The sequence below is a fragment of the Paractinoplanes rishiriensis genome, assembly GCF_016862375.1.
In the GTDB taxonomy this organism is placed as follows: domain Bacteria; phylum Actinomycetota; class Actinomycetes; order Mycobacteriales; family Micromonosporaceae; genus Actinoplanes; species Actinoplanes rishiriensis.
Genome location: NZ_BOMV01000069.1, coordinates 19211 through 44339, shown reverse-complemented (window position 1 = coordinate 44339; position 25129 = coordinate 19211). Strand labels below are relative to the sequence as shown.

Annotated in this window: 24 protein-coding genes; 14 read left to right on the top strand and 10 right to left on the bottom strand. The window is 70.3% G+C overall.

What is annotated here, in order from left to right; all coding sequences use genetic code 11:
* Positions 1-39: 39 nt before the first annotated feature.
* On the top strand, positions 40-927 hold the full coding sequence (locus tag Ari01nite_RS32225; RefSeq protein WP_203786008.1) for a hypothetical protein: 888 nt from the start codon (positions 40-42) through the stop codon (positions 925-927).
* On the opposite strand, the gene Ari01nite_RS32220 is transcribed toward Ari01nite_RS32225, so the two are convergent.
* Genes Ari01nite_RS32220 through Ari01nite_RS32205 form a run of 4 tightly spaced genes read right to left on the bottom strand, consistent with a single transcriptional unit; the run spans position 924 to position 4036 of the window.
* Complete coding sequence (locus tag Ari01nite_RS32220) at positions 924-1799, bottom strand: ABC transporter permease (RefSeq protein WP_203786007.1); 876 nt, start codon at positions 1797-1799, stop codon at positions 924-926. The genes Ari01nite_RS32225 and Ari01nite_RS32220 overlap by 4 nt on opposite strands.
* Positions 1789-2532: an ABC transporter ATP-binding protein gene (locus tag Ari01nite_RS32215; RefSeq protein WP_203786006.1), complete on the bottom strand. Its 744-nt coding sequence runs from the start codon at positions 2530-2532 to the stop codon at positions 1789-1791. The genes Ari01nite_RS32220 and Ari01nite_RS32215 overlap by 11 nt, the downstream gene beginning before the upstream one ends.
* A 10-nt stretch (positions 2533-2542) precedes the next feature.
* Positions 2543-3610, bottom strand: coding sequence for an ABC transporter substrate-binding protein (locus tag Ari01nite_RS32210; protein WP_203786005.1), 1068 nt, complete (start codon positions 3608-3610; stop codon positions 2543-2545).
* Between the two features lie 18 nt (positions 3611-3628).
* Entirely contained in the window at positions 3629-4036 is a 408-nt protein-coding gene (locus Ari01nite_RS32205; protein ID WP_203786004.1) for an RrF2 family transcriptional regulator, read from the bottom strand.
* A 225-nt stretch (positions 4037-4261) separates the two neighbouring features.
* Here Ari01nite_RS32205 and Ari01nite_RS32200 point away from each other — a divergent pair, with 225 nt between their 5' ends.
* The 6 genes from Ari01nite_RS32200 to Ari01nite_RS32175 all read left to right on the top strand — a co-directional run bounded on the left by Ari01nite_RS32200 (position 4262) and on the right by Ari01nite_RS32175 (position 9880).
* Positions 4262-5569 carry a M16 family metallopeptidase gene (locus tag Ari01nite_RS32200; RefSeq protein ID WP_203786003.1) on the top strand — a complete coding sequence of 436 codons (1308 nt, stop codon included), beginning with the start codon at positions 4262-4264 and terminating at the stop codon, positions 5567-5569.
* Complete coding sequence (locus Ari01nite_RS32195; protein WP_203786002.1) at positions 5566-6885, top strand: M16 family metallopeptidase; 1320 nt, start codon at positions 5566-5568, stop codon at positions 6883-6885. The genes Ari01nite_RS32200 and Ari01nite_RS32195 overlap by 4 nt, the downstream gene beginning before the upstream one ends.
* Complete coding sequence (gene nudC, locus Ari01nite_RS32190) at positions 6882-7835, top strand: NAD(+) diphosphatase (protein WP_203786001.1); 954 nt, start codon at positions 6882-6884, stop codon at positions 7833-7835. Before Ari01nite_RS32195 ends, nudC begins: the two co-directional genes overlap by 4 nt.
* Positions 7836-7937: 102 nt before the next feature.
* A complete protein-coding gene (locus Ari01nite_RS32185) occupies positions 7938-8825 on the top strand; it encodes a phytanoyl-CoA dioxygenase family protein (RefSeq protein WP_203786000.1) in 888 nt (295 codons plus the stop codon).
* 21 nt (positions 8826-8846) lie between these two features.
* Complete coding sequence (locus tag Ari01nite_RS32180; protein ID WP_203785999.1) at positions 8847-9323, top strand: hypothetical protein; 477 nt, start codon at positions 8847-8849, stop codon at positions 9321-9323.
* Positions 9320-9880 (top strand): hypothetical protein, encoded by a 561-nt coding sequence (locus tag Ari01nite_RS32175; protein ID WP_203785998.1) that lies wholly within the window; start codon positions 9320-9322, stop codon positions 9878-9880. Before Ari01nite_RS32180 ends, Ari01nite_RS32175 begins: the two co-directional genes overlap by 4 nt.
* Positions 9881-9882: 2 nt before the next feature.
* Here Ari01nite_RS32175 and Ari01nite_RS32170 read toward each other — a convergent pair whose 3' ends face one another.
* On the bottom strand, positions 9883-10125 hold the full coding sequence (locus Ari01nite_RS32170; RefSeq protein ID WP_203785997.1) for a mycoredoxin: 243 nt from the start codon (positions 10123-10125) through the stop codon (positions 9883-9885).
* A gap of 81 nt (positions 10126-10206) precedes the next feature.
* Here Ari01nite_RS32170 and Ari01nite_RS32165 point away from each other — a divergent pair, with 81 nt between their 5' ends.
* From Ari01nite_RS32165 to Ari01nite_RS32155, 3 genes are all read left to right on the top strand, one after another.
* A complete protein-coding gene (locus tag Ari01nite_RS32165; RefSeq protein ID WP_203785996.1) occupies positions 10207-12342 on the top strand; it encodes an ATP-dependent DNA helicase UvrD2 in 2136 nt (711 codons plus the stop codon).
* Positions 12343-12462: 120 nt separating this feature from the next.
* Positions 12463-12798 carry a hypothetical protein gene (locus tag Ari01nite_RS32160; RefSeq protein ID WP_203785995.1) on the top strand — a complete coding sequence of 112 codons (336 nt, stop codon included), beginning with the start codon at positions 12463-12465 and terminating at the stop codon, positions 12796-12798.
* A gap of 145 nt (positions 12799-12943) precedes the next feature.
* Positions 12944-13306, top strand: coding sequence for a WhiB family transcriptional regulator (locus Ari01nite_RS32155; protein WP_203785994.1), 363 nt, complete (start codon positions 12944-12946; stop codon positions 13304-13306).
* 276 nt (positions 13307-13582) lie between these two features.
* Here Ari01nite_RS32155 and Ari01nite_RS32150 read toward each other — a convergent pair whose 3' ends face one another.
* The 4 genes from Ari01nite_RS32150 to Ari01nite_RS32135 form a co-directional block, all read right to left on the bottom strand.
* Positions 13583-14854, bottom strand: coding sequence for a M18 family aminopeptidase (locus Ari01nite_RS32150; protein WP_203785993.1), 1272 nt, complete (start codon positions 14852-14854; stop codon positions 13583-13585).
* 33 nt (positions 14855-14887) lie between these two features.
* Positions 14888-16234 (bottom strand): ABC1 kinase family protein, encoded by a 1347-nt coding sequence (locus tag Ari01nite_RS32145; protein ID WP_203785992.1) that lies wholly within the window; start codon positions 16232-16234, stop codon positions 14888-14890.
* Between the two features lie 82 nt (positions 16235-16316).
* Complete coding sequence (locus Ari01nite_RS32140; RefSeq protein ID WP_203785991.1) at positions 16317-17360, bottom strand: TOMM precursor leader peptide-binding protein; 1044 nt, start codon at positions 17358-17360, stop codon at positions 16317-16319.
* Between the two features lie 210 nt (positions 17361-17570).
* Positions 17571-17732 (bottom strand): DUF5679 domain-containing protein, encoded by a 162-nt coding sequence (locus Ari01nite_RS32135; RefSeq protein WP_015625326.1) that lies wholly within the window; start codon positions 17730-17732, stop codon positions 17571-17573.
* Positions 17733-18209: 477 nt separating this feature from the next.
* Between Ari01nite_RS32135 and Ari01nite_RS32130 the strand changes: the two genes are divergently transcribed.
* Positions 18210-18743 (top strand): M48 metallopeptidase family protein, encoded by a 534-nt coding sequence (locus tag Ari01nite_RS32130; protein ID WP_203785990.1) that lies wholly within the window; start codon positions 18210-18212, stop codon positions 18741-18743.
* A 220-nt stretch (positions 18744-18963) separates the two neighbouring features.
* Positions 18964-19560 (top strand): hypothetical protein, encoded by a 597-nt coding sequence (locus tag Ari01nite_RS32125; protein ID WP_203785989.1) that lies wholly within the window; start codon positions 18964-18966, stop codon positions 19558-19560.
* Between the two features lie 94 nt (positions 19561-19654).
* Here the strand turns inward: Ari01nite_RS32125 and Ari01nite_RS32120 are convergent, their stop codons facing one another.
* The gene (locus tag Ari01nite_RS32120) at positions 19655-20908 is read right to left on the bottom strand and encodes a zinc-dependent metalloprotease (protein ID WP_203785988.1); all 1254 of its coding nucleotides are present in this window, start codon (positions 20906-20908) and stop codon (positions 19655-19657) included.
* Between the two features lie 89 nt (positions 20909-20997).
* On the opposite strand from Ari01nite_RS32120, the gene Ari01nite_RS32115 reads away from it, so the two are divergent.
* On the top strand, positions 20998-22026 hold the full coding sequence (locus Ari01nite_RS32115; protein ID WP_203785987.1) for a YlbL family protein: 1029 nt from the start codon (positions 20998-21000) through the stop codon (positions 22024-22026).
* An 83-nt stretch (positions 22027-22109) separates the two neighbouring features.
* On the top strand, positions 22110-25097 hold the full coding sequence (locus Ari01nite_RS32110) for a UPF0182 family membrane protein (protein WP_203785986.1): 2988 nt from the start codon (positions 22110-22112) through the stop codon (positions 25095-25097).
* Positions 25098-25129 lie beyond the last annotated feature (32 nt).

Below are 25129 nucleotides of genomic sequence, written 5' to 3'. Positions count from 1 at the left end.
AAGGCGATCCCCACAGCTTCGTGGTGTTCACTGGGATTCATGGCCGAGCCGACCCCGGAGACCTTCGCCTGGCAGCAGCCGGGTCGGCGGTTCGCGTCCGGCATGGTCACGGCCCCGGGCGTACCCCCGCAGGATCCGCCACCCACCGACCTGCCGGAGCCGCCCCCGCCGGATGGACCACGACGGCGCCGGCGGCAGATGTTCGTCTTTGCCGGCGTCGCCGGCGCCATCCTCGCGATCGGTCTGACCATTGTGCTCGTCATGGTGCTCAGTGGCGAGGGCGACCCGTTCCGCCGGAAGGCCTCGGCACCCACCGACGTGCGCCCGCCGCTGGCACAGGCGTGCCCGGCGCCGACCGGCTCGCCGAGCGCCGGGCCCACCCAGGCACCCAGTGCGCCGCCGCCGGCAACCGGCGAGCGCACCACCGACCAGGACGCCGGTATCTCCTATAAGTCGTACGGGGCGCCATGGGTGCCTTGGAACGAGGTGTGGCGAGCCGGGACGCTCGAGGTGCCCTACCGGGTCGGCCAGCACTTCATCACCGAACGCTATGGCGGCGGCAACTACCACGCGTCAATCCTGTCGGCCGCGGTGCCGGCCGCGGACAACGACGCGGTGGTGCTCGATCTGGAGTGCGTGGGCCGGCAGGTGGCGGCCGACGTGCGCGCCGAGTATTACCCGCAGCCCAACACCCTGGAGCCGATCCGGGACGGGTTGACCAGGCTGGGCGGCCTGCCGGCCTACGTGAGTGAGTTCCGGCTGCGCTTCAACGAGCCGGGGCTGACCGCCACCGAGGAGTTGTCCGCGGTGGCGGTCATCGACGTCGGCAAACCGACCGCCGCCATCCTGTACGTGTCGATCCCCGGCACCCACAAGCAGTTCGACTACGTGGTGGACGACGTGCTCAAGTCGGTACGCCCGCTCTAGGAACCGAGCAGGCCCCAGCGGCGGCGCAGCGCGTTGTCGGCCGTGTTGAACAGCACATCGATCAGGATGCCGATGATCAGCACCACGATGATGTAGCAGATCACCAGGCTGGAGTCGCTCAGGTCGCGGGCCTGCTGCATGCGGACCCCGATGGACAATGCGCCCGGCACGATGACCAGCAGTTCGCCGGCCATCAGGCTGCGCCAGGAGAACGCCCAGCCCTGCTTGAGCCCGGAGATGAAGGACGGCAGCGAGGCCGGCAGGATCAGGTGCCGGTACTTCGCGATGCCCTTCATGCCCAGCACCTGGCCGACCCGCAGCCAGGTCCGCGGCACGTAGTCGATGCCGCTGATCAGACCGTTCGCCACCGACGGCGCGGCGCCGATGATGACCACGAACATGATCGCGCTCTCGCTGATCTGGAACAGCAGGATGGCCAGCGGGAACCACATGATCGACGGCATCGTCTGCAGGCCGGTGATCAGCGACCCGATCGCGGCCCGCAGCGGGGCGAACCGGGAGACCGCGGCGCCGACCACGGTGCCGATCGCGACCGCCAGCAGGAAGCCGGTGATCGCCCGGGTCAGGGTGAGCCAGACGCCGCTCCAGAAGTCGGCCGTGGTGAGCACGTCGCCCAGGTCGGCGAACACCGTCCCCGGACCGGGCAGCACGAACTCCGGCTTCCACTCCGCCCAGACCACGGCCTGCCAGGCGATCACCACGATCGCCACGGCCAGCAGCTTGGGCCAGGCACTGCGCCAGATCCGCGGTCCGAGGGGAGGCTTGCCGGTCGTGGGCCCCAGTTCCAGCGCGTCCAGGCCGGTGACCTGGGCGGTCTTCTCGGATGCCGGGGACACCTCTCTAATGACCATGGCGGGCCACCTCCGCGCGGAGCCGGTCAGTGATCTCGGCGGCCTGCGCGGCCACCTCGGGGGAGTCGATCCGCCGCGGCCGCTCGTGGTCGACCGGGAACTCCTCGATGACCCGGCCGGGCCGGCTGCTGAGCAGCACCACCCGGTCGCCGAGCCGGACCGCCTCGCGGACGTTGTGGGTCACGAACAGCACGGTCAGCTCCTGCTCGCGCCAGATCCGCTCCAGCTCGTCGTGCAGGATGTCCCGGGTCATCGCGTCCAGCGCACCGAACGGCTCGTCCATCAGCAGGATGTCCGCGTCCTGTGCCAGCGCCCGGGCCAGCGCGACCCGCTGCCGCATGCCGCCGGAGAGCTCGTGCGGCCGCTTGTCGGCGAAGCCGCCCAGCCGCACGATCTCCAGCAGTTCGCCGGCCCGCTTGCGGCGCTCGGCCCGGCCGACGCCGGCCAGCCGCAGCGGCAGTTCCACGTTGCCGGTGACCGACAGCCAGGGGTAGAGCGCGGCCTCCTGGAACATCAGCGACACGTGCCGGCCGCCGATGTCCAGGGTGCCGCCGGAGATCGCGTCGAGCCCGGCGACCAGCGAGAGCAGCGTGCTCTTGCCGCAGCCGGAGGCACCCAGCAGGCAGACGAACTCACCCTGCCGGACGGTCAGCGAGACGCGGTCGAGGGCGAGCAGGGTGCTGTTGCCCGTTCCGTACTGCTTGGATACTTCCCGGATCTCGACGAGGTTCATGGCTTCCCCCTCAGGCCGCGGCGTCGCTCACCTCGGGCTGACCGGCCGCCTTGAGCAGCTCGTTCAGCGGGCCGAGGTGGTAGATGCCCTTGAGGTCCACGGGCTTGAGCAGGCCGACGTCCTGCGCGTGCTGGGCGCTGGTGAACAGCGAGGACGCGATCGGGTCGGCGGTGTAGGTGAGGTTCTGGAACGCGGTGGAGAGCACCTCGGGCTTGAGCGGCTTGCCGCTGAGCGCCTCGATCTGGGCGTTGGCCGCGGTCTGTGCCTCGGCGTTGCTGTTCTTGACGAAGTCCAGCGACTTGAGGTGGCCCTGGAGCAGCTTCTTGACCGTCTCCGGGTGCTCGGTGAGGAACTTCTGCGAGACGATCAGGTGGGTGGTGACGAACTGGCCGCCCGGCCACAGGTCCTTCTCGTTGAGCAGCACCTTGCCGCCGGCGTCGAGTTGGAGCCGGCTGAAGAACGGCTCCGGCACCCAGGCGCCGTCGATCGCGCCCTGGCTGAACGCCTGCAGCGCGGTCGCGTTGTCCTGCGGGAGCACCGAGACGTCGCCGCCGCCCTGCTGGTCGGCGTTGAGACCGTTCTGCTTGAGCCAGGCCCGCAGCGCCACGTCCTGGGTGTTGCCCAGCTGTGGCGTGGCGATCTTCTTACCCTTGAGGTCGGCCACCGCGTTGATGCCCGGCTTTACCACCAGGCCGGCACCGGCCGAGGTGCTCCCCGCGATGATCTTGAGGCCCTCGCCCTTGGACTGGGCCCAGCCGTTGATCGCCGGGTTCGGGCCGATGTACGTAGCGTCGATCGCGTCGGAGAACAGCGCCTCGATCGCCGCCGGGCCCGCGTTGAACGTCTTGGCGTCCAGCTTGGTGGTGCCGAGGGACTCCTGGAGGAAGCCCTTGCTGACGCCGATCAGGGCCGGCGCGTGCGTGATGTTCGGGAAGTAGCCGAGCCGGATCGTCGCGGCCTCGGTGGTGGCACCGCCGCCAGCGGCGGGTTCGTCGTCGGAGCCGCAGGCGGTCAGCGAGGTGGCGGCCAGGACGGCCGTCGCGGCCAGGACCAGGGCACGTATGGGGCGGGAGCTCATGCTCACTCCTATTTCCTTCTAGTTCGTAATCGGGGTGGACAGCTCGGCCAGGGTCTTGTGGTCGACGACGCCCTCGATGGCCTCCTCGACCGCGACCCACACGTCGCGGAGCCCCGTCGCGGCGCCGTGATAGGTCGTGGTGGCGGTGGGCAGGCCACGCACCGTGGTCAGGGCGCCCCCGACGGCCCGGACCACATCACCGACGGTGATCGTTTCGGCGGGCCGGGCCAGTGCGTAACCTCCGTCGACGCCGCGGTGGCTGTGCAGGAGCCCGGCTCGGCGCAGGTCGAGCAGGATCCCCTGGAGAAAGCTGAGCGGGATGTCCTGGGCTGCGGCCAGCTCGGCCGCCTTGACCAGGCCGGGTTGCCCGGCCGTGATGGCGAGCATGGCTCGGACGGCATAGTCGGTGCGCGCCGAGACGTACACGATCCACTCCCCCTGACCGGTTCCAAACCCTGCTTTCTCTATCTGATGCATGGGAATACTGGATGAGGTGGGATTGCCGCGTCAAGCCCCAACCGGATGGCGGGACCCGAACCGGTGAGGGGGCGGCCCGGCTCGCGTAGATCGACACAGAGGTCGAAATTGGCGGACTGCCAGTTGGTGACCTGCAGTGGCGACGATGAACACGGAGCGCGCTAATGTCAGTCCGTGGCGCGCAGAAGCAAGATCCCCGCAACGAAGTATCCGGTCGAACGATTCACCCTGGAGAACGGGCTGCGAGTGGTTCTCACGCCCGATCGCAGTGCACCCGTCGTCGGGGTGGCTGTCGTCTATGACGTCGGCATCCGCTCGGAGCCCGAGGGTCGGACCGGCTTCGCCCACCTCTTCGAGCACCTCATGTTCCAGGGCTCGGAAAATCTGGAGAAGCTGGCTCATTTCCGGCACGTGCAGGGTGCCGGTGGCACCTTCAACGGCTCCACGCATCTCGACTACACCGACTACTTCGAGGTCCTGCCGGCCGGCGCCCTGGAGCGGGCGCTGTTCCTCGAGGCCGACCGCATGCGCGGCCCCCGGCTCACCGAGGAAAATCTGCTCAACCAGATCGACGTGGTGAAGGAAGAGATCCGCGTCAATGTGTTGAACCGTCCGTACGGCGGGTTCCCGTGGCTGAAACTGCCGCCGGTGATGTTCTCCACGTTCGCCAACGCGCACGACGGTTACGGTTCGTTCGGCGATCTGGACAGCGCCACGGTCGAGGACGCGCAGGCGTTCTTCGACCGCTACTACGCGGCCGGGAACGCCACCCTGTCGGTGGCCGGCGACTTCGACGTGGCCCAGGCGACCGCCATGATCAAGCGGCATTTCGGCGACGTGGCCGCGCGGCCCGCTCCGGAACTGCCCGATTTTGATGAGCCCGACATCGACGGCGAACGGCGCGACGTCTACACCGACCGGCTCGCCCCGCTGCCCGGCGTGGCCTGCGCCTGGCGGGTGCCGGACCCGATCGGCGGCTTCGCCGAATACCTGCCGTACGTGGTGCTGGCCGAGGTGCTCACCGACGGCGAGGCGTCCCGGCTGGTCGAGCGGCTGGTGCAACGCGACCGCGCGGTGACCAGCATCGGTGGTTACATCGGCTTCATGGGCGACGAGTTCCAGGTCCGCAACCCCACCGCGCTGCTGCTCCAGGCGCACATGCCGCCCGGCGGCGACGCCGAAAAGGTGCTGCGCACCGTCGACGAGGAACTGGACCGCCTGGTGCAGGACGGCCTGGCGCCCGGCGAGCTGGCGCGCACCCAGGCCCGGATCGCCACCCACCTGCTGCGGGAGACCGACGCGGTGCTCGGCCGGGCGCTGCCGATGGCCGTGCTCGAGCTCCAGCGCGGCAACCCCGAACTGCTCAACGAATTGCCCAAGCTGGTGGGCGAGGTCACCGAGGCGCAGATCGTCACCGCTGCCGCTGCCCTGCGACCCGATCGCCGCGCCACCGTCGAGGTCCTTCCCGGAGCCGCCGCATGAGCCACAAGACCCTGCCGGATCTGATCCCGGACGCCAAGCTGAAGCTGCCCCGCCAGGCCGAGCGCACCCTGCCCAGCGGCCTCACCGTGATCGCCATCCGGCGGGCCGCGGTGCCGCTGGTCGAGCTGCGGCTGCGCGTCCCGTTCAACAAGACCCCGCTGCCCCGGGCCACCCTGCTGTCCCAGGCGCTGTTCACCGGCACCAGCACGATGTCCAGCATCGACATCGCGGCCGAGCTCCAGGCGGTCGGCGGCGGCCTGTCCGCGGGTCTCGACCCGGACCGGCTGCTGGTCACCGGCAACTCGCTGGCCAGCGGGCTGGACCGGATGCTGGAGATCCTGGCCGCGGTGCTGACCGATCCGGCGTACCCGAACGAGGAGGTCGCCACCGAGCGCGAGCGCCTCATCGACCACCTCCAGGTGGCACAGACCCAGCCGGCTCACCTGGCTCGCACCGCGCTGCTCAAGCGGATGTACGGCAAGCACCCGTACGCGGTGCAGACCCCCGAGCCCGACCAGGTCCGCGCGGTACGCCCGGCCCAGCTGCGCGGGCTGCACGCCGACCGGGTCCGCCCGGACGGCGCCGTGCTCGTGCTGGTCGGCGACATCAACGTGGAAAAGGCGATCGACGCCGCCGAAAAGGCGCTCGGCAGCTGGACCGGCCCGGGCCGGGACGAGACCCCGCCGCCGGTGCCGCCGCTGGAGCCCGGCGCGCTGCTGCTGGTCGACCGGCCCGGCGCGGTGCAGTCGTCGCTGCGGATGGCGCTGCCCGCGCTCACCCGGACCGACCCGCAGTACGCCGCTCTCCAACTGGCCAACCTGGTCTTCGGCGGATACTTCTCGTCCCGCTGGGTCGAGAACATGCGCGAGGACAAGGGCTACACGTACGGCCCGCACACCTCGATCGAGCACTTCCTGGCCGGCTCGGCGCTGCTGGTCTCGGCCGAGGTGGCCACCGAGGTGACCGGCCCGTCCCTGCTCGAGACCCTCTACGAGCTGGGCCGCATCGCCAGCCTCCCGCCCGGCGAGGACGAGCTCGAGCAGGCCCGCCGGTACGCGCTGGGCACCCTGCGCCTGGGCATGTCCACCCAGGCCGGGCTCGCCGGGCTGGCCAGCCTGTACGGCAGCTTCGGCCTGCGCCTGGACTACCTGCGGGAGCACTCGGCCGCGCTGGCCACCGCCACCCGCGACGAGGTGGCCGAGGTGGCGGCCCGGTTCCTGGCGCCGTCCCAGGCGGTCACCGTCGTGCTGGGCGACGCGGACAAGGTCGCGGCACCGCTGGCGGCCCTGACCACGATCGAGCGCGGCACGGCGTGAGCATCCCCGAGCCCGGCGTTCCGCCCCTGGCCCGCAGCACGCTCGACCGCTCCGCGCTGCGCCGCCGGGACGCCGCCTGGCTCGATGAGGCCTGGTCGCGCGGCCTGGTGCTGGTCGTCGACCTGGCCAAGGGCGGCCGCGCGCTGGTCGTCGACCGGCCGGACGACGGGGTCGGGCTCGTGTTGCTGCCGTCGGCCGAGGCGCCCGAGGCCGAGCACTGGTTCCTGGGCGTCGACGTCGACGGCACCCCGCTGTGGACGATGAACGCGCCGCTGCCGGCCGTCGACGGCGCCCGGGCGGTGACCCTGCGAGACGTGGGGCACCTGCTCGACGACCGGGACGCCGGGGTCTTCACGGCCGCCGCGGCGCTCGGCAACTGGCATCTGAGCCACGGCTTCTCGCCCCGGTCCGGACTGTCCACCGTCGCGGTCGAGGGCGGCTGGGCCCGCTCCGACCCGGACGGCACCATGATGTGGCCGCGCACCGACCCCGCGATGATCGTGCTGGTGCACGACGGCGTGGCCGGTCCGGAGGGCCGCTGCCTGCTCGGCCACAACGCCGCCTGGGGCACCGCACCGGACGGCGTGCGCCGGTTCTCCTGCCTGGCCGGCTACGTCGAGCCGGGCGAGTCGGCCGAGGCCGCGGTGCTGCGCGAGGTGGGCGAGGAGGTCGGCCTCCCGCTCACCGCGCTCACCTACGCGGGCAGCCAGTCCTGGCCGTTCCCCGGTTCGCTGATGCTCGGCTTCCACGCGCTGGCCGACCCGGCGCTGGCGCTGCGCCTCGACCCGGAGGAGATCGACGAGGCGCACTGGTTCACCCGGGACGACGTCGCCAAGATGATCGCCGGTGACTTCGTGCACCCGGAGACCGGTGTCCGGATGAGTCTGCCGATGCGATCCTCTATCGCGTTTTATCTCATAGACAGTTGGTTGGGCGGTTTCGGGCGGTAAGGTATTCAACTTTGTCTAAGCAGAACACTTTTCTGCCGGCCCGAGTAACCATTTTGAGCCTCTGCTGCGTCTCGGAGTTACAGAGATCGAGAGGTGGGATCGATGACGCAGGTGGAAGCGCCCGTGTGGGCCCCCATGACGGACGACGAACGCGTCCAGTTCGACCGGGACGGATTCCTCGTCGTGCGCGGGGTGCTCTCGGACAGCGAGATCGAGATCGCCCGCACCGCGATCCTCGGCGCCTTCGAGCGGGCCGGCCGGCCCGGCGGTCACGGACTGACCGGCACCGGTTCGCTGCACCAGCTGTCCGCCGTGACGACGCTGCCCGAGCTCGCCTTCCTGCTCGACCACCCGATCGCCTTCAAGTACATCTGGTCGCTGCTCGGCTGGAACGTGCACGTCTACCACTCGCACATCGACGTCCACCCGCAGATCCACGAGAAGCAGAAGGACTGGTGGCACTGGCACCAGGACGGCGGCCGGCAAAATCGCGAGCTGGAGACCGACCCGCGCCCGGCGATGTCGGTCAAACTGGCCTACTGGCTGTCCGACGTGAGCGAGACCGGCCGGGGCAACTTCACCGTGCTGCCCGGCAGCCACAAGACCAACTGGCTGCCCGGACCGCCCAGCCGCGGCGTGCCGTGGCCACCGCCCGAGGGCGCCCTGCAGATCACCGCGAGCCCCGGCGACCTGGTCGTCTTCGACCGCCGCCTGTGGCACGCCCGCTCCGACAACTACTCGCCGGTGACCCGGGTCGGCGCGTTCTTCGGCTACACCTGGCGCTGGATCGCCGGCCGCGACGACGTCGCCGGCCTGCCCGGCCGCCCGGAGTGGTCCGGCTTCAACCCGGTGCAGCGGCAGTTGCTCGGCGGCGCCGGTGACGGCTCCGGCGACCACGCCTGGGGCCACTACCCCGAGACCACCCCGCTGTACGGCGCGCTCAAGGAGCGCGGCCTGCTCGACTCCAGCATTCCGGCTCTCATCCCGTAGCACCCCGGCTAAAGTCCGGATGTGCGACAAACCAGTACATTAGACAAAGCGGCGACCGCGGCTGGCAGGCTCATCCTCGAGGCACTCGGGGACGGTAGCCCGGCGCGGTCGCTGGCTCGTCTCAGTGACTCGCCGCGCGCCGTCCGGCTGCTGCGCGAGCTGTTCACCGTGGCGGTCCGCCGCAGCTTCGTGGCCCGCGAGCCGCGCGACATCACCCGCTACGTGCGCGACCTGCTCGAGTACCAGCTGCTGCCGGCCGGCGGCGAGCTGGCCCGGGAGACCGAGGCGACGATCCGGGCCGCGATCGGTGAGCCCGAGTTGGCGGCCGGCCTTCCCGACCTGCGCCGCTTCGAGCTGGTCTGCTACGTCCTCGGCGACCTGGCCCGGCCGCCGGGCGTGCCGCCGGCCGAGCTGCTGGCCCTGGTCGACCAGGCGGAGAAGCGGGTGGCCCGGTTCGACCGGCCGCGCAACCGGGTGATCGGGCGGCGGTCGATGTGAAGAAGCGCCGCCGCCGGAACGCGGCCGCCGACCAGGAACCCGCGGCCGCAAACGGGGACGCTGCTGAGACCCCGCCGGAGGAGGCGCCGCATCTCTCCGGCCACCTCCCGGCCGAGGCGATCCACGGCTCGGGGCAGATCCGCACCGAGGCGGGCCGCTACCTGCGGCTCACCGCTCGCGACGAAACGCCGGCCCGGTTCGGGGCGCCGCCCGGTGGGGTGGACGACGCGGCACGCCGGGTGTGGCGTATCGCTTTCGGACTGCTGGTGCGGAAGCGCTTCGAGCCCGACAGCCCGCTGGCCGAAATCAGCCGGACCGTGGTGGCCGCGGTGCACGAGCACTCGGTGGCCGGCCTTCCGCCGCTCGACGCCGAAATGCTGGTGCGCGACGCGCTCGGCGAGCCGGTCCCGCTGGCCGACATCGACGCGAGCGTGCTGGTCGCCGTACACCTGCTGCTTTTTGCTTCGCTGGCGGACGAACTCGCGCTCGGCGACGGCGAGTTGGACGCGATCATCGCGGAGGCCGAGGAAGAAGCGGCGGCTGCCGCCCTGGTGTGAGATCAGGTTGCGAGCGCGGCGAGATGCGCCTTGACCTGGACGATCGTCGGGTTGGTCAGGGCCGATCCATCGTCGAACCGCAGCGTCGGCACGGTCCGGTTGCCGCCGTTCACACCCTCGACGAACAGGGCCGATTCCTCGTCCCGCTCGATGTCCACCACGTCATAGGCGATGCCCTCGCGGTCAAGCTGCGACTTGAGGCGGTGGCAATAGCCGCACCAGGACGTCGAGTACATGGTCAACATCGGTCAGGGGTCCTTCCGCCGGGTCACATGGCACTACGCCTTACGAGATAACGTCGGACCCAGGTGCCATGATTCCCTACCGTGCGGACTGATGCGGTGCTGGCCGGGCTCGACCCCGAGCAGCGGACGGCGGTGACCGCACCGGCCGGACCGGTGTGCATCCTGGCCGGCGCGGGCACCGGCAAGACCCGGGCGATCACCCACCGCATCGCCTACCGCACGCTCACCGGCGAGGTCAGCCCCCGGCACGTGCTGGCGGTGACGTTCACGGCGCGGGCCGCGGCCGAGATGCGCGCCCGGCTCACCGCGCTCGGCGCCACCGGGGTGCAGGCGCGCACGTTCCACGCCGCGGCGCTGCGCCAGGTGCGGTACTTCGCGCCCCGGCTGCTCGACGGCCGCCAGATGCCCGAGTTGCTGGAGAGCAAGGCCCGGGTGGTCGGGCTGGCCGCGGCCCGGGCTGGTGTGCGCGCCGACCGCACCGGCGCGCGCGACCTGGCCAGCGAGATCGAGTGGGCGAAATCGTCGCTGGTCGAGCCCGGCGAATACCCGGTGGCCGCGGCCAAGGCGCTGCGCGAGCCGCCGTTCGAGCCGGCCTTGGTGGCCGAGGTCTTCGCCGCGTACGAGACTCTCAAGCGCCGCCAGGGCGTGATCGACTTCGAGGACATGCTGCGCGCCGCGGTCTGGGGCATCGACGAGCACCCCGACGTGGCCGAGCAGATCCGCGCGCAGTACCGGCACTTCGTCGTCGACGAGTACCAGGACGTCAACCCGCTCCAGCAGCGCCTGCTGGACGCCTGGCTGGGCGGCCGGGACGACATCACCGTGGTCGGCGACGCCAGCCAGACGATCTACTCGTTCACCGGCGCCACCTCGTCGTACCTCATCGACTTTCCCCGGCAGCGCCGCGAGGCCGTGGTGATCCGCCTGGTCCGCGACTACCGCTCCACCCCGCAGGTGGTCGGGCTGGCCAACGCGGTGATCCGGCAGGCCCGGGGCAGCGAGGCCCGGCTGCGGCTGGAACTGGTCGGGCAGCGCCCGCCCGGCGCCGAGCCCGAGCTCAAGATCTTTCCGGACGAGGCGGCCGAGGCGGCCGCGGTGGCCCGGCGTTGCCGCGAGCTGATCGCGACCGGCACCCCGGCCAGCGAGATCGCCGTCCTGTTCCGGATCAACGCGCAGTCCGAGACCTACGAGGAGGCGCTTGCCGCGGCCGAGGTGCCGTACGTGGTGCGCGGCGCCGAGCGGTTCTTCGAGCGCACCGAGATCCGGCAGGCGATGATCGCGCTGCGCGCCGCGGTGCGCTCCACGCCCGGCGAGACCCCGCTGGTGCAGGCCGTGGTCGACGGGCTCGCCGCCACCGGCTGGTCGCGCGAGCAGCCGCCGTCCGGTGGCGCGGCCCGCGAACAGTGGGAGGCGCTGGCCGCGCTGGTCGGACTCGCCGAGGAATACGCCCGCGAGCCCGCGCTGGTGCCGATCGGCGACGGCGGCCGGGTTCAGCGGGACGTGTCGCTGTCGGCCTTCAACGACGAACTGGCCCGCCGGGCCGAGCAGCAGCACGCGCCGACGGTCGAGGGTGTGACGCTCGCCTCACTGCACTCGGCCAAGGGCCTGGAGTGGGACGCGGTCTTCCTGGTCGGGCTCGCCGACGGGACCCTGCCGACCACGTACGCGAAAACCCCGGACCAGCTCGAGGAGGAGCGCCGCCTGCTCTACGTCGGGGTCACCCGGGCCCGGCAGTGGCTGTGGCTCTCGTACGGCCAGATGCGGTCGGCCAGTGGCCGGGCGCGCCGGCCCTGCCGCTTCCTGCCCCAGTTGGAGCGCCACTCGCCGACTGAGCGGGCCAGTGACCGGAGTCGGAAACCCGACCGGCGGCGCCCGCAGGTCACGTCCTGCCGGATCTGCGGTGCCACCCTGCTGGCCGGCGCCGACCGCAAGCTGGGCCGCTGCCCGACCTGCCCGTCCGACCTCGACGAGGACCTGCACGCCCGCCTCCTGGAATGGCGTTCGCGCACCGCCGCGGGGCTGAAAGTGCCTGCGTACGTGGTATTCACCGACGCCACTCTGCTGGCCATGGCGGAGCGCCGCCCGGCCACGCCGGCCGACCTCCTGGCGATTGCCGGGATCGGCCCGCGCAAGCTCGGCCAGTACGGCGAAGCGGTCGTCGCTCTGGTGAGCGGCGCCACACCCGATGAGCTCGCCGGAAAAATCTTTGAAAACTAGTCCGTTAATTCGTTTGCCCTGCCGCGTAGGGCAGGCATAGCCTCATTGCACACCCAGGCGAGCGGCCTGCTTGCTGGGGTTAAACACTTCGAGTGCTAGGCGATGGAGGAGGTGGCAACGATGGAGATTTACACGATGAAGCGACCGTCTGCGCCGCTGACCCCTGCCTGCGCTCCGTCCGCCCTCACGCTGGTTCCCGCCGCCGCTCCGGTGGCAGTCCCGGCCGTGGAGCGGGCTCTGATCTCGGCCCAGGCAGTCCGGCCGGTAGCCATCCTGGCTGCCGAACTGGCTCGGGTTTCGTGGGCGCACCAGGTCCAGGTCCAGGCCGAGCTGGCCCAGGCCCTGACGCTTACCAACGGGATCAATGGCACCACCGGGTTCAACGGCACCAGTGTCTCCACGAAGCGCTACGCGGATGGTGGCAGCGGTGTCCCGCCTCGAGGAAGGCCGGTCTGACAAACTCAGACCTCCGGCTCACCTCGAGGCCGCGGAACCCAGAAATGGGATCCGCGGCCTTAATTTTTTGCCGGCTCACCGGCCGGGTGCACGACCTGTACGGCGATCCAGAAGATCGATGAGAAGAGAGAGGTGACCGGGCTTTATGAGTCTGGCGCTGGCCCCGATCGACGTGAGCGTCGAGTTCGAGGCAAACCTGCCCTGTCGGAAGTTCGACCCGGACCTGTGGTTCTCGGACTCCCCGGCCCAGCTGGAACTGGCGAAGTCGCTTTGCGGGGACTGCCCGCTGCGCGTCGAGTGCCTGGCCGGCGCGGTCGAGCGGAACGAGCCCTGGGGTGTCTGGGGCGGCGAGATCTTCGAGCGCGGTGCCGTGGTTCCGCGCAAGCGGCCGCGGGGGCGTCCGCGCAAGGTCGACGTGGCGCGCGACGCCGAGTTGGCCGTCGAGGTCGAGGAGCGGCTCGCCGCTAACGGTCTCGACTCCCGCAGTTCGGTCCGCCTGGCGGCCTGAGAAGTGACCACCGTCCCGTCCGACATCCGAAACCGAAAGCCGAGTATCGATATGACCAGCAACGGAGCCACGAAAATGAGACTCATCCAAGAAGCGTTGTCCCGGGCGCGAATGCGTCGGCCTCAGCGTGACTACACACCTGAGGCGCACCGTCCCGCTCGCCAGGTAGCCATGCAGGCCCACCACCGGGCCTCCCGCGAACTCGGCGGTGTGCGGTACTGAACAACTTCCTTGAACAAGGGCCCGTCCGCGGCAGCGGACGGGCCCTCCGTCTGTCTATTCCCGGCCGCTCAGAAAGGTGGCGGCCGCGGCGGCCAGCCGGCCCGGGTCGTCGACCTGGCACAACTCGCGGGCCGAGTGCATGGACAGCAGCGGGATGCCGACGTCGAGGGTGGGGATGCCCAGCCGGGTCGCGGTGATCGGGCCGATCGTGGTGCCGCACGGGATCGCGTTGTTCGAGACGAACTCCTGGAACGGGACGTCCGCGGCGGCGCAGACGCGGGCCCACAGCGCGGTGCCGAGCCCGTCGGTGGCGTACCGCTGGTTGACGTTGACCTTGAGCAGTGGTCCGCCGCCGACCAGCGGGCGGTGGGTGGGGTCGTGCCGTTCCGGCCGGTTCGGGTGTACGCCGTGCCCCGCGTCCGCGGACAGGCACCACGACCCGGCGAGGGCACGGGCCAGGTCACCGCGGTCGTTGCCGCCCAGCCCGGCGGTGACCCGGTCCAGCACGTCGGCGAGCATCGGGCCGGCCGCGCCCGAGCGGGTCTCGGAGCCGACCTCCTCGTGGTCGAACGCGGCCAGCACCGCGATCGCGGCGGTGGGCTCGGCGGCCAGCAGCGCGAGCAGCCCGGCGTGCACCGACGAGAGATTGTCCAGCCGGGGGGCGGCGAACAGCGCGTTGTCGGCGCCGAACCGGGCCGGCGCTGCGGCGTCGACCGTGACGATGTCGAAGCCCAGCACGTCGCCGGCCTCGAACCCGGCGATCCGGGCCAGGTGGGTGAGGATGTCCGGGCCGGACACCCCGAAGATCGGCTGGACGTCGCGCTGCTTGTCCGGCGCGAACGACTGGTTGACCTCGCGGTCCAGGTGAATGGCCAGGTGCGGGATGCGCGCGAACGGTCCGGTCCGCACCAGGTGGACGCCGCCGTCGCGGTGCACGAGCCGGCCCGCGAACTCCAGTTCCCGGTCGAACCAGGTGGACAAAATCGGGCCGCCGTAGATCTCGACCATCGCCTGGCGCCAGTTGTGCGAGGTGGCCGCGGGCTGCGGCTTGAGCCGGAAGGTCGGCGAGTCGGTGTGCGCGCCGACGATCCGGAACGGGGTGCCGGGGCCGGCGGTGTCCGGGATCGCGAGGGCGATCACCGCGCCGTCGCGGACCACGACCAGCCGGGCACCCGGGACGATCGACTCGCGCCAGTCGGCGGTCTCGTCCAGCGCGGTGTAGCCGGCCTCGCCCAGGCGGCGGGCCACCTCGGCCACCGCGTGGTAGGGACTCGGCGCCGCCGAGATGAAGCCGGCCAGGTCGTCGATGTGCGCGGAGGCGTCCATCCGCTCATCGAATCATGGCCGCGCCGGACTGGATCACTCGGCCGGTGCGAACCCGGGCAGCCATTTCTCGACGATCTCCCGGTACGGTGCCTCGGACTCGAGCTGGCAGAGCACCCCGATCGAGCCCAGCGTCACCCGATGGATCAGCAGGTAGGAGGGCGGGAGGTTGAGCTTCCGGCTGAGCTGGTACGCGGGGGAGCGTGGACTGGCCAGCCGGGTCGCCTCGCCGCGCAGCCAGGCCCGGGTGAACCGGAACTTCGCCACCGCCAGCGGTTCGATCATGGGCCGCAGGAAGGTGAGCACCGCCTCGGCGTCGATCTCGTCGTCCGGCTTGATGAAGCCCTCCTCGCGCAGCCCGTCGGCGACCGCCTCGGCGTCGCCGGCCAGCGCCAGCCGGACCAGCCGCCCGATCGGCTCCGGGTGGCCGCCGGGCAACCGGGCCACCGCACCGAAGTCGATCACCCCGAGCCGGCCGTCCGGCAGGATCCGGAAGTTGCCCGGGTGTGGGTCGGCGTGCAGCAGCCCGGCCCGGGCCGGCGCCGAGAAGTGCAGGGTGGCCATCAGGCGGCCGGCCTCGTCGCGTTCCTCGGGCGTGCCGTCGGTGATCACCTTGGCCAGCGGGGTGCCCTCGACCCACTCGGTGACCAGCACCCGCGGGGACGAGGCGATCACCCGGGGCACGTGGATCTCGGGGTCGCCGGCGAACGCGGCCGCGAACGCCTCCTGGGTCTCCGCCTCCATGGCGTAGTCCAGTTCCTCGGTGATCCGTGCCCGCAGTTCGGCCAGCAGCGGCTTGATGTCCATCCCCGGCTGGATGATCTTGAACATGCCGGCCAGCAGGGAGAGCTGCTTGAGGTCGGCCAGCAGGGCGTCGCCCGCACCCGGGTATTGGACCTTGACGGCCACCTCGACGGTCTTGGGTTTGGCGTTCCGGCGGGCCGGCGGCAGTTTCCAGACCGCGCGGTGCACCTGGCCGATGCTGGCCGCGGCGGCCGGGCTGTCGTCGAACTCGGCGAACTGGTCCCGCCAGTCCTCGCCCAACTGCTCGGCGAGCACCCGGTGCAGGCTGGCCGCGGGCATCGGCGGGGCCGCCTCCTGGAGCTTGGTCAGCGCCTGCCGGTACGGCCCGGCCATCTCCTCGGGCAGCGCCGCCTCGAAGACCGAGAGCGCCTGCCCGAACTTCATGGCGCCGCCCTTGAGCTGGCCCAGCACGCTGAACAGTTGCTCGGCGGTGCGCCGCTGGATGTCCTCGGAGATGACCTCGGTGGCGATCCCGACGGCACGCTTGCCCAGCCCGAGCGCCGTGCGCCCGGCGAACCCCAGGGGAAGCGCGGCCAGTTTCGCGGTACGGGACGCGGCCCGGCGCGGTATGTCGCTCACCAGATCATTGTGACCGACGGATCGCCGGTCATCCCCCAGGTGGCGTCGTCTTCGTCCAGCAATAAGCCGCAAAGTCCGATCATCAACCGCTGCCCACGCGTGCCGATTTTCCAGGCCGATGGCCGCACGGGCACTCCGGATGTGGCGGCCACGTCCGCCGGCGCACCCGCCCGGGTGCCGTGATCTCGACCGTCGCGCCTGTCGTTTCCGGTTTACCGCCGTCCAGAAACGTCAGCACCTCGGCCACCACGTAACCGGTCGCCGCCAGCAGTGTCGCCACCGCGCACGGTTCCGCCCCGCCGAGCCGGGCCGGCGGACCCGGCCACTCCGCGTCCCGTTCCCGGCGGTGCAGGTCGAGGCAATGCAGACACGGCGCTCCCGCCGGACCCACCAACGGCCCGATCACCACCGCGGCGTCCCGGATCGTGACGGCCAGATGCGGCTGCTCCCGGGCCGCGTGCGCGGCCGCCAGCAGGTTGGCCGGCTCGTCCGGGTCGAGCTGCACGACCAGGCTCGCGGCGCCGCGGCGTACGCCCGAAGTGATCTCCGGCGCGGCGCGTGACATGACCTCGATGATCGCCTCCCGCCGGGGCCGATTGACGTCGGTGCCGCGCAGCGGACCGCCGGCCAGCTCGTCGCGACCCACGAGACCCGGAAGATCGGGCCGCACATGTCCGACGCCCGCCTCGGCGAGTGCCACCGCGATGCCCGCGCCGAGCCGGCCGCGCCCGACGATCACCACCTGGGACGTGGCCCGGCGTCGCAGCCGGTGAGCGGGTGAGGTGCGCGAGCCGCGAAGTGCGATGGCCGCCGCCTCGCCGACCAGTCGTTCGCGGGCGCCGGGCGGGATGGTGCGGGGGAGCAGCGCGGTGGCCGGCAGCGCGAGGCCGGCGCTGAGCAGGGTGCCGACCAGGGCCCGGCAGTCGTCCGCCGAAACGCCCAGCTCGGCCGCTCCGAGCAGCACCAACCGCTCGGTGCGATGGCCGTCGAGCAGGTCGAGGACCCGGGCGGTGCGCGGGTCGGGCAGCCGCAGCACTAGGGCGCGGGCCGGGTCGGAGCCGAGTTGCAGCTCACCCGGGCCACGCCAGGCGCGGGGCAGGCCGGGAATCAGGATGGGGCGGTTCACGATGACAGGTTGTCACCGGAGCGATGCGGAGTGGATTAGTTGTCCACAGGCGAACGGAGCCCATGAAGCGGGTTGTCCACAGCTATGCGGGAGTTATCCACAGGCTGCTCCCGTTATCCACACTCACTCAACGTGTCGACTCGAACACGGTTATGGGTGGAGGCCGGAAAGCGCCGGGGAGGGCGAACTGCCCTCCCCGGTTCGCGTGAATCAGGCCTTGGCCTTGCCGAGGATCCGGTTCACGGTGGTGCCGCACACCGGGCACTTGCCCTTTGCCATGTTCATGCCGGTCTTCGAGACCTCGACGGTCCCCTGGAAGTCGCGCTTCTCCTTGCACTTCACGCAGTAGCCGTTGTACGTGTTGTCGGCCACGGTTCCTCCTCGTCATGTCGTCGGCCGGGTGGGCCCGATGCCTGTTCGCGGCGGCAGGCCGCGAGCTGTGTTCTGGCGCTGGACCGCTCCGCGACCACGTGGATGTGGCCTCCCGCATGGGGCGGTCAGGTCACTACCCAGGTCAGGCGTGTTCCATGTCAGCGCAGCGTCGACGGTGTCGCCGACGACGTGAGTGTGCCGGGAGAAATCGCCCTTTTCGCGAAGTTACCCTTAAACACGCCGGGAATTACCGGCAAAGTGGTTGAAAACGGACGTTGCCCACGTTCTTGGCAGCTTCTCGTGGTGCGCTAGGTTGGCGCGCTGCAGTCGATGTTGCGGCTGTGGAAAATTTTTTCGGTTATACCGGGACGAAGCGCACAAATCTGGCAGGCGTAGTCGGCGGTACTCTTGCGGTGACATGGGTCTCACCGATTAGCGTCTCAACGTGAACCCGAATCTGGGCCGCGCGAGCCGGTAATGGCCCGGACGCGCAAGCCTGTCGTCGAAGTGCGGCGCAGCCAGCGCCGGCGTCGCACGGTGTCCGCATATCGGGATGGCGAACGCGTGGTCGTGCTCATCCCCGACCGTTTCTCCCGGGCCGAGGAAACCGAGTGGGTCGAGCGCATGCTCGCCCGCCTGGCCGCCCGCGAGGAACGCATCCGTCGCACCGACGACGAGCTGCTGGCCCGGGCCCGGCGCCTGACCACCCGCTACCTGCCCGACCACGCCTCCGACGTGGTCCCGGCGAGCGTCCGCTGGGTGACCAACCAGAACGGCCGCTGGGGCTCCTGCACCCCCGACGACGGCACGATCCGCATCTCCCACCGCATCCAGGAGATGCCCGACTGGGTGATCGACTACGTGCTCCTGCACGAGCTGGCCCACCTGGTGGTCCCGAGCCACAACGCCCGCTTCTGGGACCTGGTCAGCCGCTATCCCAAGGCCGAGCGCGCGCGAGGCTACCTCGAAGGCATCTCGGCTGCGACCGGCCTCGTGCTGGCCGACGACTGACGGTCACGCTTTCCTGAGAAAGTACGGGCGAGGCCAGGTCACCGGTGCTCCGGGCGGCCTGGGTGCCGTCCCCAGCCCGTGCCGCCCGCATCCGGGCTGAGCTGCAACGCGGGCAGGCCGACCCCGCCGCCGCCGTCGGCTCGGCCGCATATGAGCGGCAACGCCGACCGCCGTGCCATCCGGCGCGGAGTGAGTGGGGTGGGGGTCGTAGGGTTGGCGAGTGGTTCGGCGGGTTGTGGTGGCGTTGTTGGTGCCGGTGGGGTGGAGTCCGCCCGGGGTGGCGCTTGGGGACTGGCGGGCCGCGCTTGCCGAGGATGTCGTCGACCTGCTGGCTCGGCTGGCTCAGGCCGAGGCGGCTATTGCGGCTACGGCCGCTGATCTGAAGCTGGCCGAGGAGATTGCCTGGCCGGGGATGCGGATCTACGAGGTGCCGACCGCTACCTATCTGCCGGTGCTCGCGGCCGCGGCCGCGGACGGGTTTGAGCAGGCGGCGGTGCTTGCGGCGGATGCGGCTGACGTGCCGGGGATGATTCTTGGCAAGCTTTTGCAGCCGCTTGACGGCCGGCCGGTCGCGGTGGCCGCGGGCGGGCGGGGGAACGGGCTGCTGGGCGTGGCCGCGGGGTTGCCGGCGCCGTCCTGGCTGGCCGACCACGACCTGGACAGTGCCTCGGCGTCGCTGCTGCGCAAGACCGCGCCCAGCCCGGGCGACGTCACGTCGACGGCCGAGTGGCGGCGGCTGCGCGGGCCGGCCGAGTTGGCCTCGCTGGACATGGGGCTCGAAGGCTGGGACAACACGCGGGCACTGCTCGGCGGCTGATCAGCCGGTGGCCAGCCGGTAGAGCCAGGTCGCCGTGTGTCACGGGACTGGTCGGTTCCCGTACCTCCAAAGAAGCGGAACCGACCACCTCCCGTCACTTTTCGTCGTCTTCGCCCTTTTCGAGGCCACCTTCTTCTAGTTTGTCCAGTTCGCTGATGTCCCAGTCCAGGCTGCTCTGGGCGAACGCCTGCGGATTGGCGAAGTCTTCGTCCGTCGGCAGCAGGTCGGGGTGGCCCCAGAGCGCGTCGCGGCCCTGGATGCCCCGGTGGTCGGTCACGGCCTGCCACAGCGCCACGGCCTCGCGGAGGCGGCGGGGACGGAGTTCGAGGCCGACCAGTGCGGCGAAGGTCTGCTCGGCGGGACCACCCGCGGCGCGGCGGCGGCGGAAGGCCTCGGCCAGCGCGGCCACGCTGGGGAGACGGTCGCCGGCGGCGTGGTCGACCACGTGGCCCACCCAGCCCTCGATCAGGGCCAGCGCCGTTTCCAGACGGGCCAGGCTCGCCTTCTGCTGCGGGGTGTCCTCGGGCGTGAAGATGCCCTCGAGGGCCATGGCCTGCATCGACTCGGGGTCGCTCGGGTCGACGCGGCTCATCGCCTCCTCGATGGCCTCGCGGTTGACCGTGATGCCGTTCGCGTAGGTCTCCACCGCGGTGAGCACGTGCGCGCGCAGCCACGGGACGTGGCCGAACAGGCGCTGGTGGGCGGCCTCGCGCAGGGCCACGTAGAGGCGGACCTGATCCTCGGGGAGCTCCAGGCCCTCGCCGTAGGCCTTGATGTTGGCCGGGACCAGGGCGGCCGTGCCGGTGGGGCCCAGCGGCAGGCCGATGTCGCCGGCCGAGAGCACCTCGGCCGCGAGCTGGCCCAGCGCCTGGCCCAACTGGCCGCCGAAGAGCGCGCCGCCGAGCGTGGCGACCATCGACTGCATGGGACCGAGCTGGGCCTTGGCCTCCTCGGGGACCAGGTCACCCATGGCGCCCACCATGCGGCCCGCGATCGGGTCGCACAGCTTTTTCCACACGTCGAGGGTGTTGTAGATCCACTCGTTGCGATTCCAGGCGGCGGCCACCCGGATGCCGCTGGGCAGCGCGGAGGCGGGGTCGAGCCACAGGTCGGCGAGGCGCAGGGCCTCCTCGACGTGGTGGCGTTCATACATGGTCACCGACGGGTCGCCGGTCGCGGACAGCTGGCTGGCCGCGACCTGCCGGGCCAGGTCCCAGTTGACAGGGCCACTGCCGGGGCCGGCGAACATCTGCTGCAGCTGCGCCATAAACTGCTGCATCTGCTGCGGGTCGGAGGGGTCGGGCGGCTGGGCGCCCGGCAGGGAGAAGCCGAACGGGATATCAGGCACGTCTTAACCGTACGCGCGAATCGCACCCGGTGGACGGATGGCGGTGTCAGCTCAGAGAGAACTCAGACTCAGGCGATAGTCTCACGCGCATGAGACGTCGCGGTGTCACGGTAATCCTCGGCGCCCTGCTCACCGCTCTGCTGGCAGTCGGTGTCATGGCGGCGCCGCTGCCGTACGTCGTGCTGAAGCCGGGTCCGACGGTGAACACTCTCGGTTCCAGCAACGGCACCGAGGTGATCCAGGTGACGGATACGAAGACCACGACGTCGGCCGGGCAGCTCCGGCTCACCACGGTCAACGTGCAGTCGCAGGTCGAGCTGGTCTGGGCGATCAGCAGCTGGTTCAGTGACAGGGAAGCCGTGGTTCCGCGTGCGCTGATCTATCCGCCGGACCAGACCGAAAAGCAGGTCGAGCAGCAGAACGCGCAGGAATGGACCGATTCGCAGGAGAGCGCGGTAACGGTGGCCCTGGTCAAGCTGGGCTACCCCGTGCAGACATATGTCAAGAAGCTCAGTGACGGCAGCGCCGCGACCGGGCTGCTGGCGGCGGATGACGTGATCACCGCGGTGGACGGCACCGCGATCACGTCCCCCGGCAAGCTGACCGAGCTGGTCCGGGCCAAGCCGGCCGGCACCACGTTCACGGTGGCGTACACCCGGGCTGGCAAGGCCGGCAGCGCCAAGATCACCACCAAGGCCGCGGACGGCGACAACACGCCGCGGCTGGGCATCGAGATCGACACCAAGCAGCCGCACCCGTTCGAAGTCAAGATCGATCTCGACAAGATCGGCGGGCCGAGCGCGGGCCTCATGTTCACCCTCGGGATCATGGACAAGCTGATGCCCGAGGACCTCACCGGCGGCAAGATCATCGCGGGCACCGGCACGATCGACGACGCCGGCAAGGTCGGCCCGATCGGTGGCATCCCGCAGAAGCTCGTCGGTGCCAAATCGGCCGGCGCAAAACTCTTCCTCGTCCCGAAGGACAACTGTGCCGAGGCGGTGAAGAACGCGGTGCCGGGCCTGACGATGGCCGAGGTGGCCACGGTGGACGACGCCCTCACCGCGCTCAAGACCTTCACTGCTGGTGGCACCCCGAAGCCGTGCTCGGCGTCGTGACAGATGTCGTAATGTGAGACACCGGCCGGCCCGAATGAAGTGTGGAGACCACGTTGGTCATGCGAAATAGTCCTCTTCCAAGGATGAGCCGACGCGGTCGCGTGACCGTCGGCGTCCTGGTCGGGGTCTTCCTTCTTTTCACGCTGCTCGGCTGGGGCATCGACGCGTACACCGACTATCTGTGGTTCCAAGAGGTCGACAAGGTCAGCGTCTTCTCCGGCAAGCTGCTCACCCGGTTGCTGCTGTTCGTGATCGTCGGTACGGCGGTCGCTCTGATCATCGCGGGCAACCTCTATCTCGCCTACCGGCTGCGCCCGCTGCTGCGGCCGCACTCCGCCGAACAGGCCACCCTCGAGCGCTACCGGATGGTCCTGGCCCCGCGCCTGGGCACCTGGATCACGGTGGTCTGCCTGGTCATCGGCTTCTTCGCCGGACTGTCCGCACAGGGCCGCTGGCAGGAGTGGCTGCTCTTCCAGAACTCGCAGAAATTCGGCGAGGTCGACCCCGAGTTCAAGGTGGACATCGGGTTCTACATCTTCGACTACCCGCTGTGGCGCTACGTGCTCGGTGTGGCCTTCACCGCGGTGGTGCTCTCGGTGCTCGGCGCGCTCGCGGTCCACTACATTTTTGGCGGCGTACGCCTCCAGGGCGTCGGCGACCGCATGACGACCGCCGCGCGGGCCCACCTCACCTCGCTGGTGGCGCTCTTCGTTCTGCTCAAGGCGGTGGCGTACGTGCTCGACCGGCGTGCCCTGCTGCTCGAGCAGCACGTGTCGCCGGGCCTGTACGGCGCCGGCTACACCGATGTGAACGCACTGCTGCCGGCCAAGGAGATCCTCGCGTACATCTCGGTCGTGGTGGCGATCGCGATCATCGTGTTCTCCAACGCGGGCATGCGCAACCTGGTCTGGCCCGGTGTGTCGCTGGCCCTGCTGGCGATCTCGGCGGTGGCGATCGGCGGCATCTACCCGCTCGCCGTGCAGAACTTCTCGGTCAAGCCCAGCCTGGCCGACAAGGAGGCGCCGTACATCCAGCGGTCGATCGAGTCGACCAGAGCGGCGTTCGGGCTGACGAACACGGAGATAGCCCAGTACCGGGCGAACAACGTGACCCCGCCGGCCACACTGGCCGAGGACACCAGCGCGCAGAACGCCCGGCTGGTCGACCCGCAGCTGGTGTCGCAGGCGTTCACGCAGTCGCAGCAGTCCCGTGGCTTCTACGACTTCGGCCAGAAGCTCGACGTCGACCGGTACACGATCAACAGCCGGACCGCGGATTACGTGGTCGGCGCCCGGGAGATCAACGACGACAAGCTGAGCCCGCAGCAGCGCAACTGGATCAACCGGCACACCGTCTACACGCACGGGTACGGCCTGGTCGCGGCGCCGGCCAACCAGGTGGTCTGCGGCGGTCTGCCGTACTTCGTCTCCGGCTTCCTCGGCGAGGACCGGCCGCCGGGCTGTTCCGCGGCCACCGAGGAGATCGCGGTGCAGCAGCCGCGCATCTACTACGGCGAACAGTCCACCGAGTACGCGATCGTCGGCCAGGAGAACGAAAACTCGCACGTCGAGTTCGACCGGCCGCAGGAGGACAACGCCGAAGCCGAGGAACTGCTGTACACGTACACCGGTCAGGGCGGCGTGCCGATCGGCTCGTTCTTCCGCCGGCTGGTCTTCGCCATCAAGAACACCGAGAGCAACTTCGTACTCTCCGATCGGGTAAACAGCAAGTCCAAGCTCATGTACATCCGGGACCCGCGCTCCCGGGTGGAAAAGGTGGCACCGTTCCTGACCATGGACGGCGACCCGTACCCGGCCGCGGTGGACGGGCGGATCGTCTGGATCCTGGACGGCTACACCACGGCCAAGACCTACCCGTACGCGCAAAAGATCAACCTGGCCAACGAGACCCGCGACGAGCTCACCGGGCAGGGGCAGTTCGCGCTGGCCCGGGACGACGTCAACTACATGCGGAACTCGGTCAAGGCCACGGTCGACGCGTACGACGGCACGGTCAAGCTCTACGAGTTCGACACCAAGGACCCGGTCCTCAAGGCGTGGAACCAGGCCTTCGGCGGCGACCTGATCACCCCGAAGGCGGAGACGCCGGCGGCGCTCGAGGATCATTTCCGCTACCCGCAGGACCTGTTCAAGGTGCAGCGCAACCTGCTCACCAAGTTCCACGTCACCGACCCGCGGGCGTTCTTCACCGGCCAGGACTTCTGGCAGGTGCCGAACGCTCCGGACGCGCCGCAGAGCAACGTGAAGCAGCCGCCGTTCTACCTGAACGTGCAACTGCCCGAGCAGGAGCAGACCAGGTTCCAGCTGACCGCGGGCGTGACACCGCTCAACCGGGAAAACCTGGCGGCGCTGGTGTCCGGCTCGTACGTCGACAATGAACCGAAGCTCCAGGTGCTGACCCTGCCGGACCAGACAGCCATCCCCGGGCCGGTCCAGGTCCACCAGCGGATGACCAACAACGCCGGCATCCGGCAGCAGCTCAGCCTGCTCTCGACCAGCAACAGTCAGGCCCAGGTGCTGTACGGCAACCTGATCTCACTGCCGGTCAAGGACGGGATCCTGTACGTCGAGCCGGTCTACGTGAAGACCGGCAACCAGGACAACGCGGCCCCGCTGCTGCAGAAAATCCTGATGTCGTACGGCGACGGCGGCAGCTACGTGGTGCTGGCCGACAACCTCCGGCAGGGCCTACAGGACCTCGTCAACCAGGGCAAGAACTCCGGTAATCAGAGTCAGACCGGTAATCAGGGGCAGACCGGCAACCAGGGCAACACCGGCACCCAGCCGCCACCGCCCAACCTGCCTACCCAACTGGCCCAGGCCGCGGCCGAACTGGACCAGGCCATCACGAACGTCCGCACCGCACAGCAGTCCGGTGACTTCGCCAAGTACGGCGAGGCGCTGGCCGCCCTGGACGCCGCGATGACCAAATACCAGAACGCGCAGCGCGCCTCCAACTCGGCCACCACGCCGACACCCGCACCGTCCGGTTCGGCCCCGCCCTCGGCGCCGGCCGCAGCCAACCCGTCAGCCACCCCGAGCGGCGGCTGACAACGTGACGCGCGTGACCCGGGGGCCGTTTT

Bases quoted from the DNA above. Each gene is read 5' to 3' on its own strand.
- Ari01nite_RS32130 (WP_203785990.1), top strand. From the start codon at position 18,210: ATGGCCCGGACGCGCAAGCCTGTCGTCGAAGTGCGGCGCAGCCAGCGC.
- Ari01nite_RS32215 (WP_203786006.1), bottom strand. From the start codon at position 2,532: ATGAACCTCGTCGAGATCCGGGAAGTATCCAAGCAGTACGGAACGGGC.
- Ari01nite_RS32225 (WP_203786008.1), top strand. From the start codon at position 40: ATGGCCGAGCCGACCCCGGAGACCTTCGCCTGGCAGCAGCCGGGTCGG.
- Ari01nite_RS32170 (WP_203785997.1), bottom strand. From the start codon at position 10,125: ATGTTGACCATGTACTCGACGTCCTGGTGCGGCTATTGCCACCGCCTC.
- Ari01nite_RS32160 (WP_203785995.1), top strand. From the start codon at position 12,463: ATGGAGATTTACACGATGAAGCGACCGTCTGCGCCGCTGACCCCTGCC.
- Ari01nite_RS32185 (WP_203786000.1), top strand. From the start codon at position 7,938: ATGACGCAGGTGGAAGCGCCCGTGTGGGCCCCCATGACGGACGACGAA.
- Ari01nite_RS32150 (WP_203785993.1), bottom strand. From the start codon at position 14,854: ATGGACGCCTCCGCGCACATCGACGACCTGGCCGGCTTCATCTCGGCG.
- Ari01nite_RS32195 (WP_203786002.1), top strand. From the start codon at position 5,566: ATGAGCCACAAGACCCTGCCGGATCTGATCCCGGACGCCAAGCTGAAG.
- Ari01nite_RS32115 (WP_203785987.1), top strand. From the start codon at position 20,998: ATGAGACGTCGCGGTGTCACGGTAATCCTCGGCGCCCTGCTCACCGCT.
- Ari01nite_RS32220 (WP_203786007.1), bottom strand. From the start codon at position 1,799: ATGGTCATTAGAGAGGTGTCCCCGGCATCCGAGAAGACCGCCCAGGTC.
- Ari01nite_RS32110 (WP_203785986.1), top strand. From the start codon at position 22,110: ATGAGCCGACGCGGTCGCGTGACCGTCGGCGTCCTGGTCGGGGTCTTC.
- Ari01nite_RS32155 (WP_203785994.1), top strand. From the start codon at position 12,944: ATGAGTCTGGCGCTGGCCCCGATCGACGTGAGCGTCGAGTTCGAGGCA.
- Ari01nite_RS32210 (WP_203786005.1), bottom strand. From the start codon at position 3,610: ATGAGCTCCCGCCCCATACGTGCCCTGGTCCTGGCCGCGACGGCCGTC.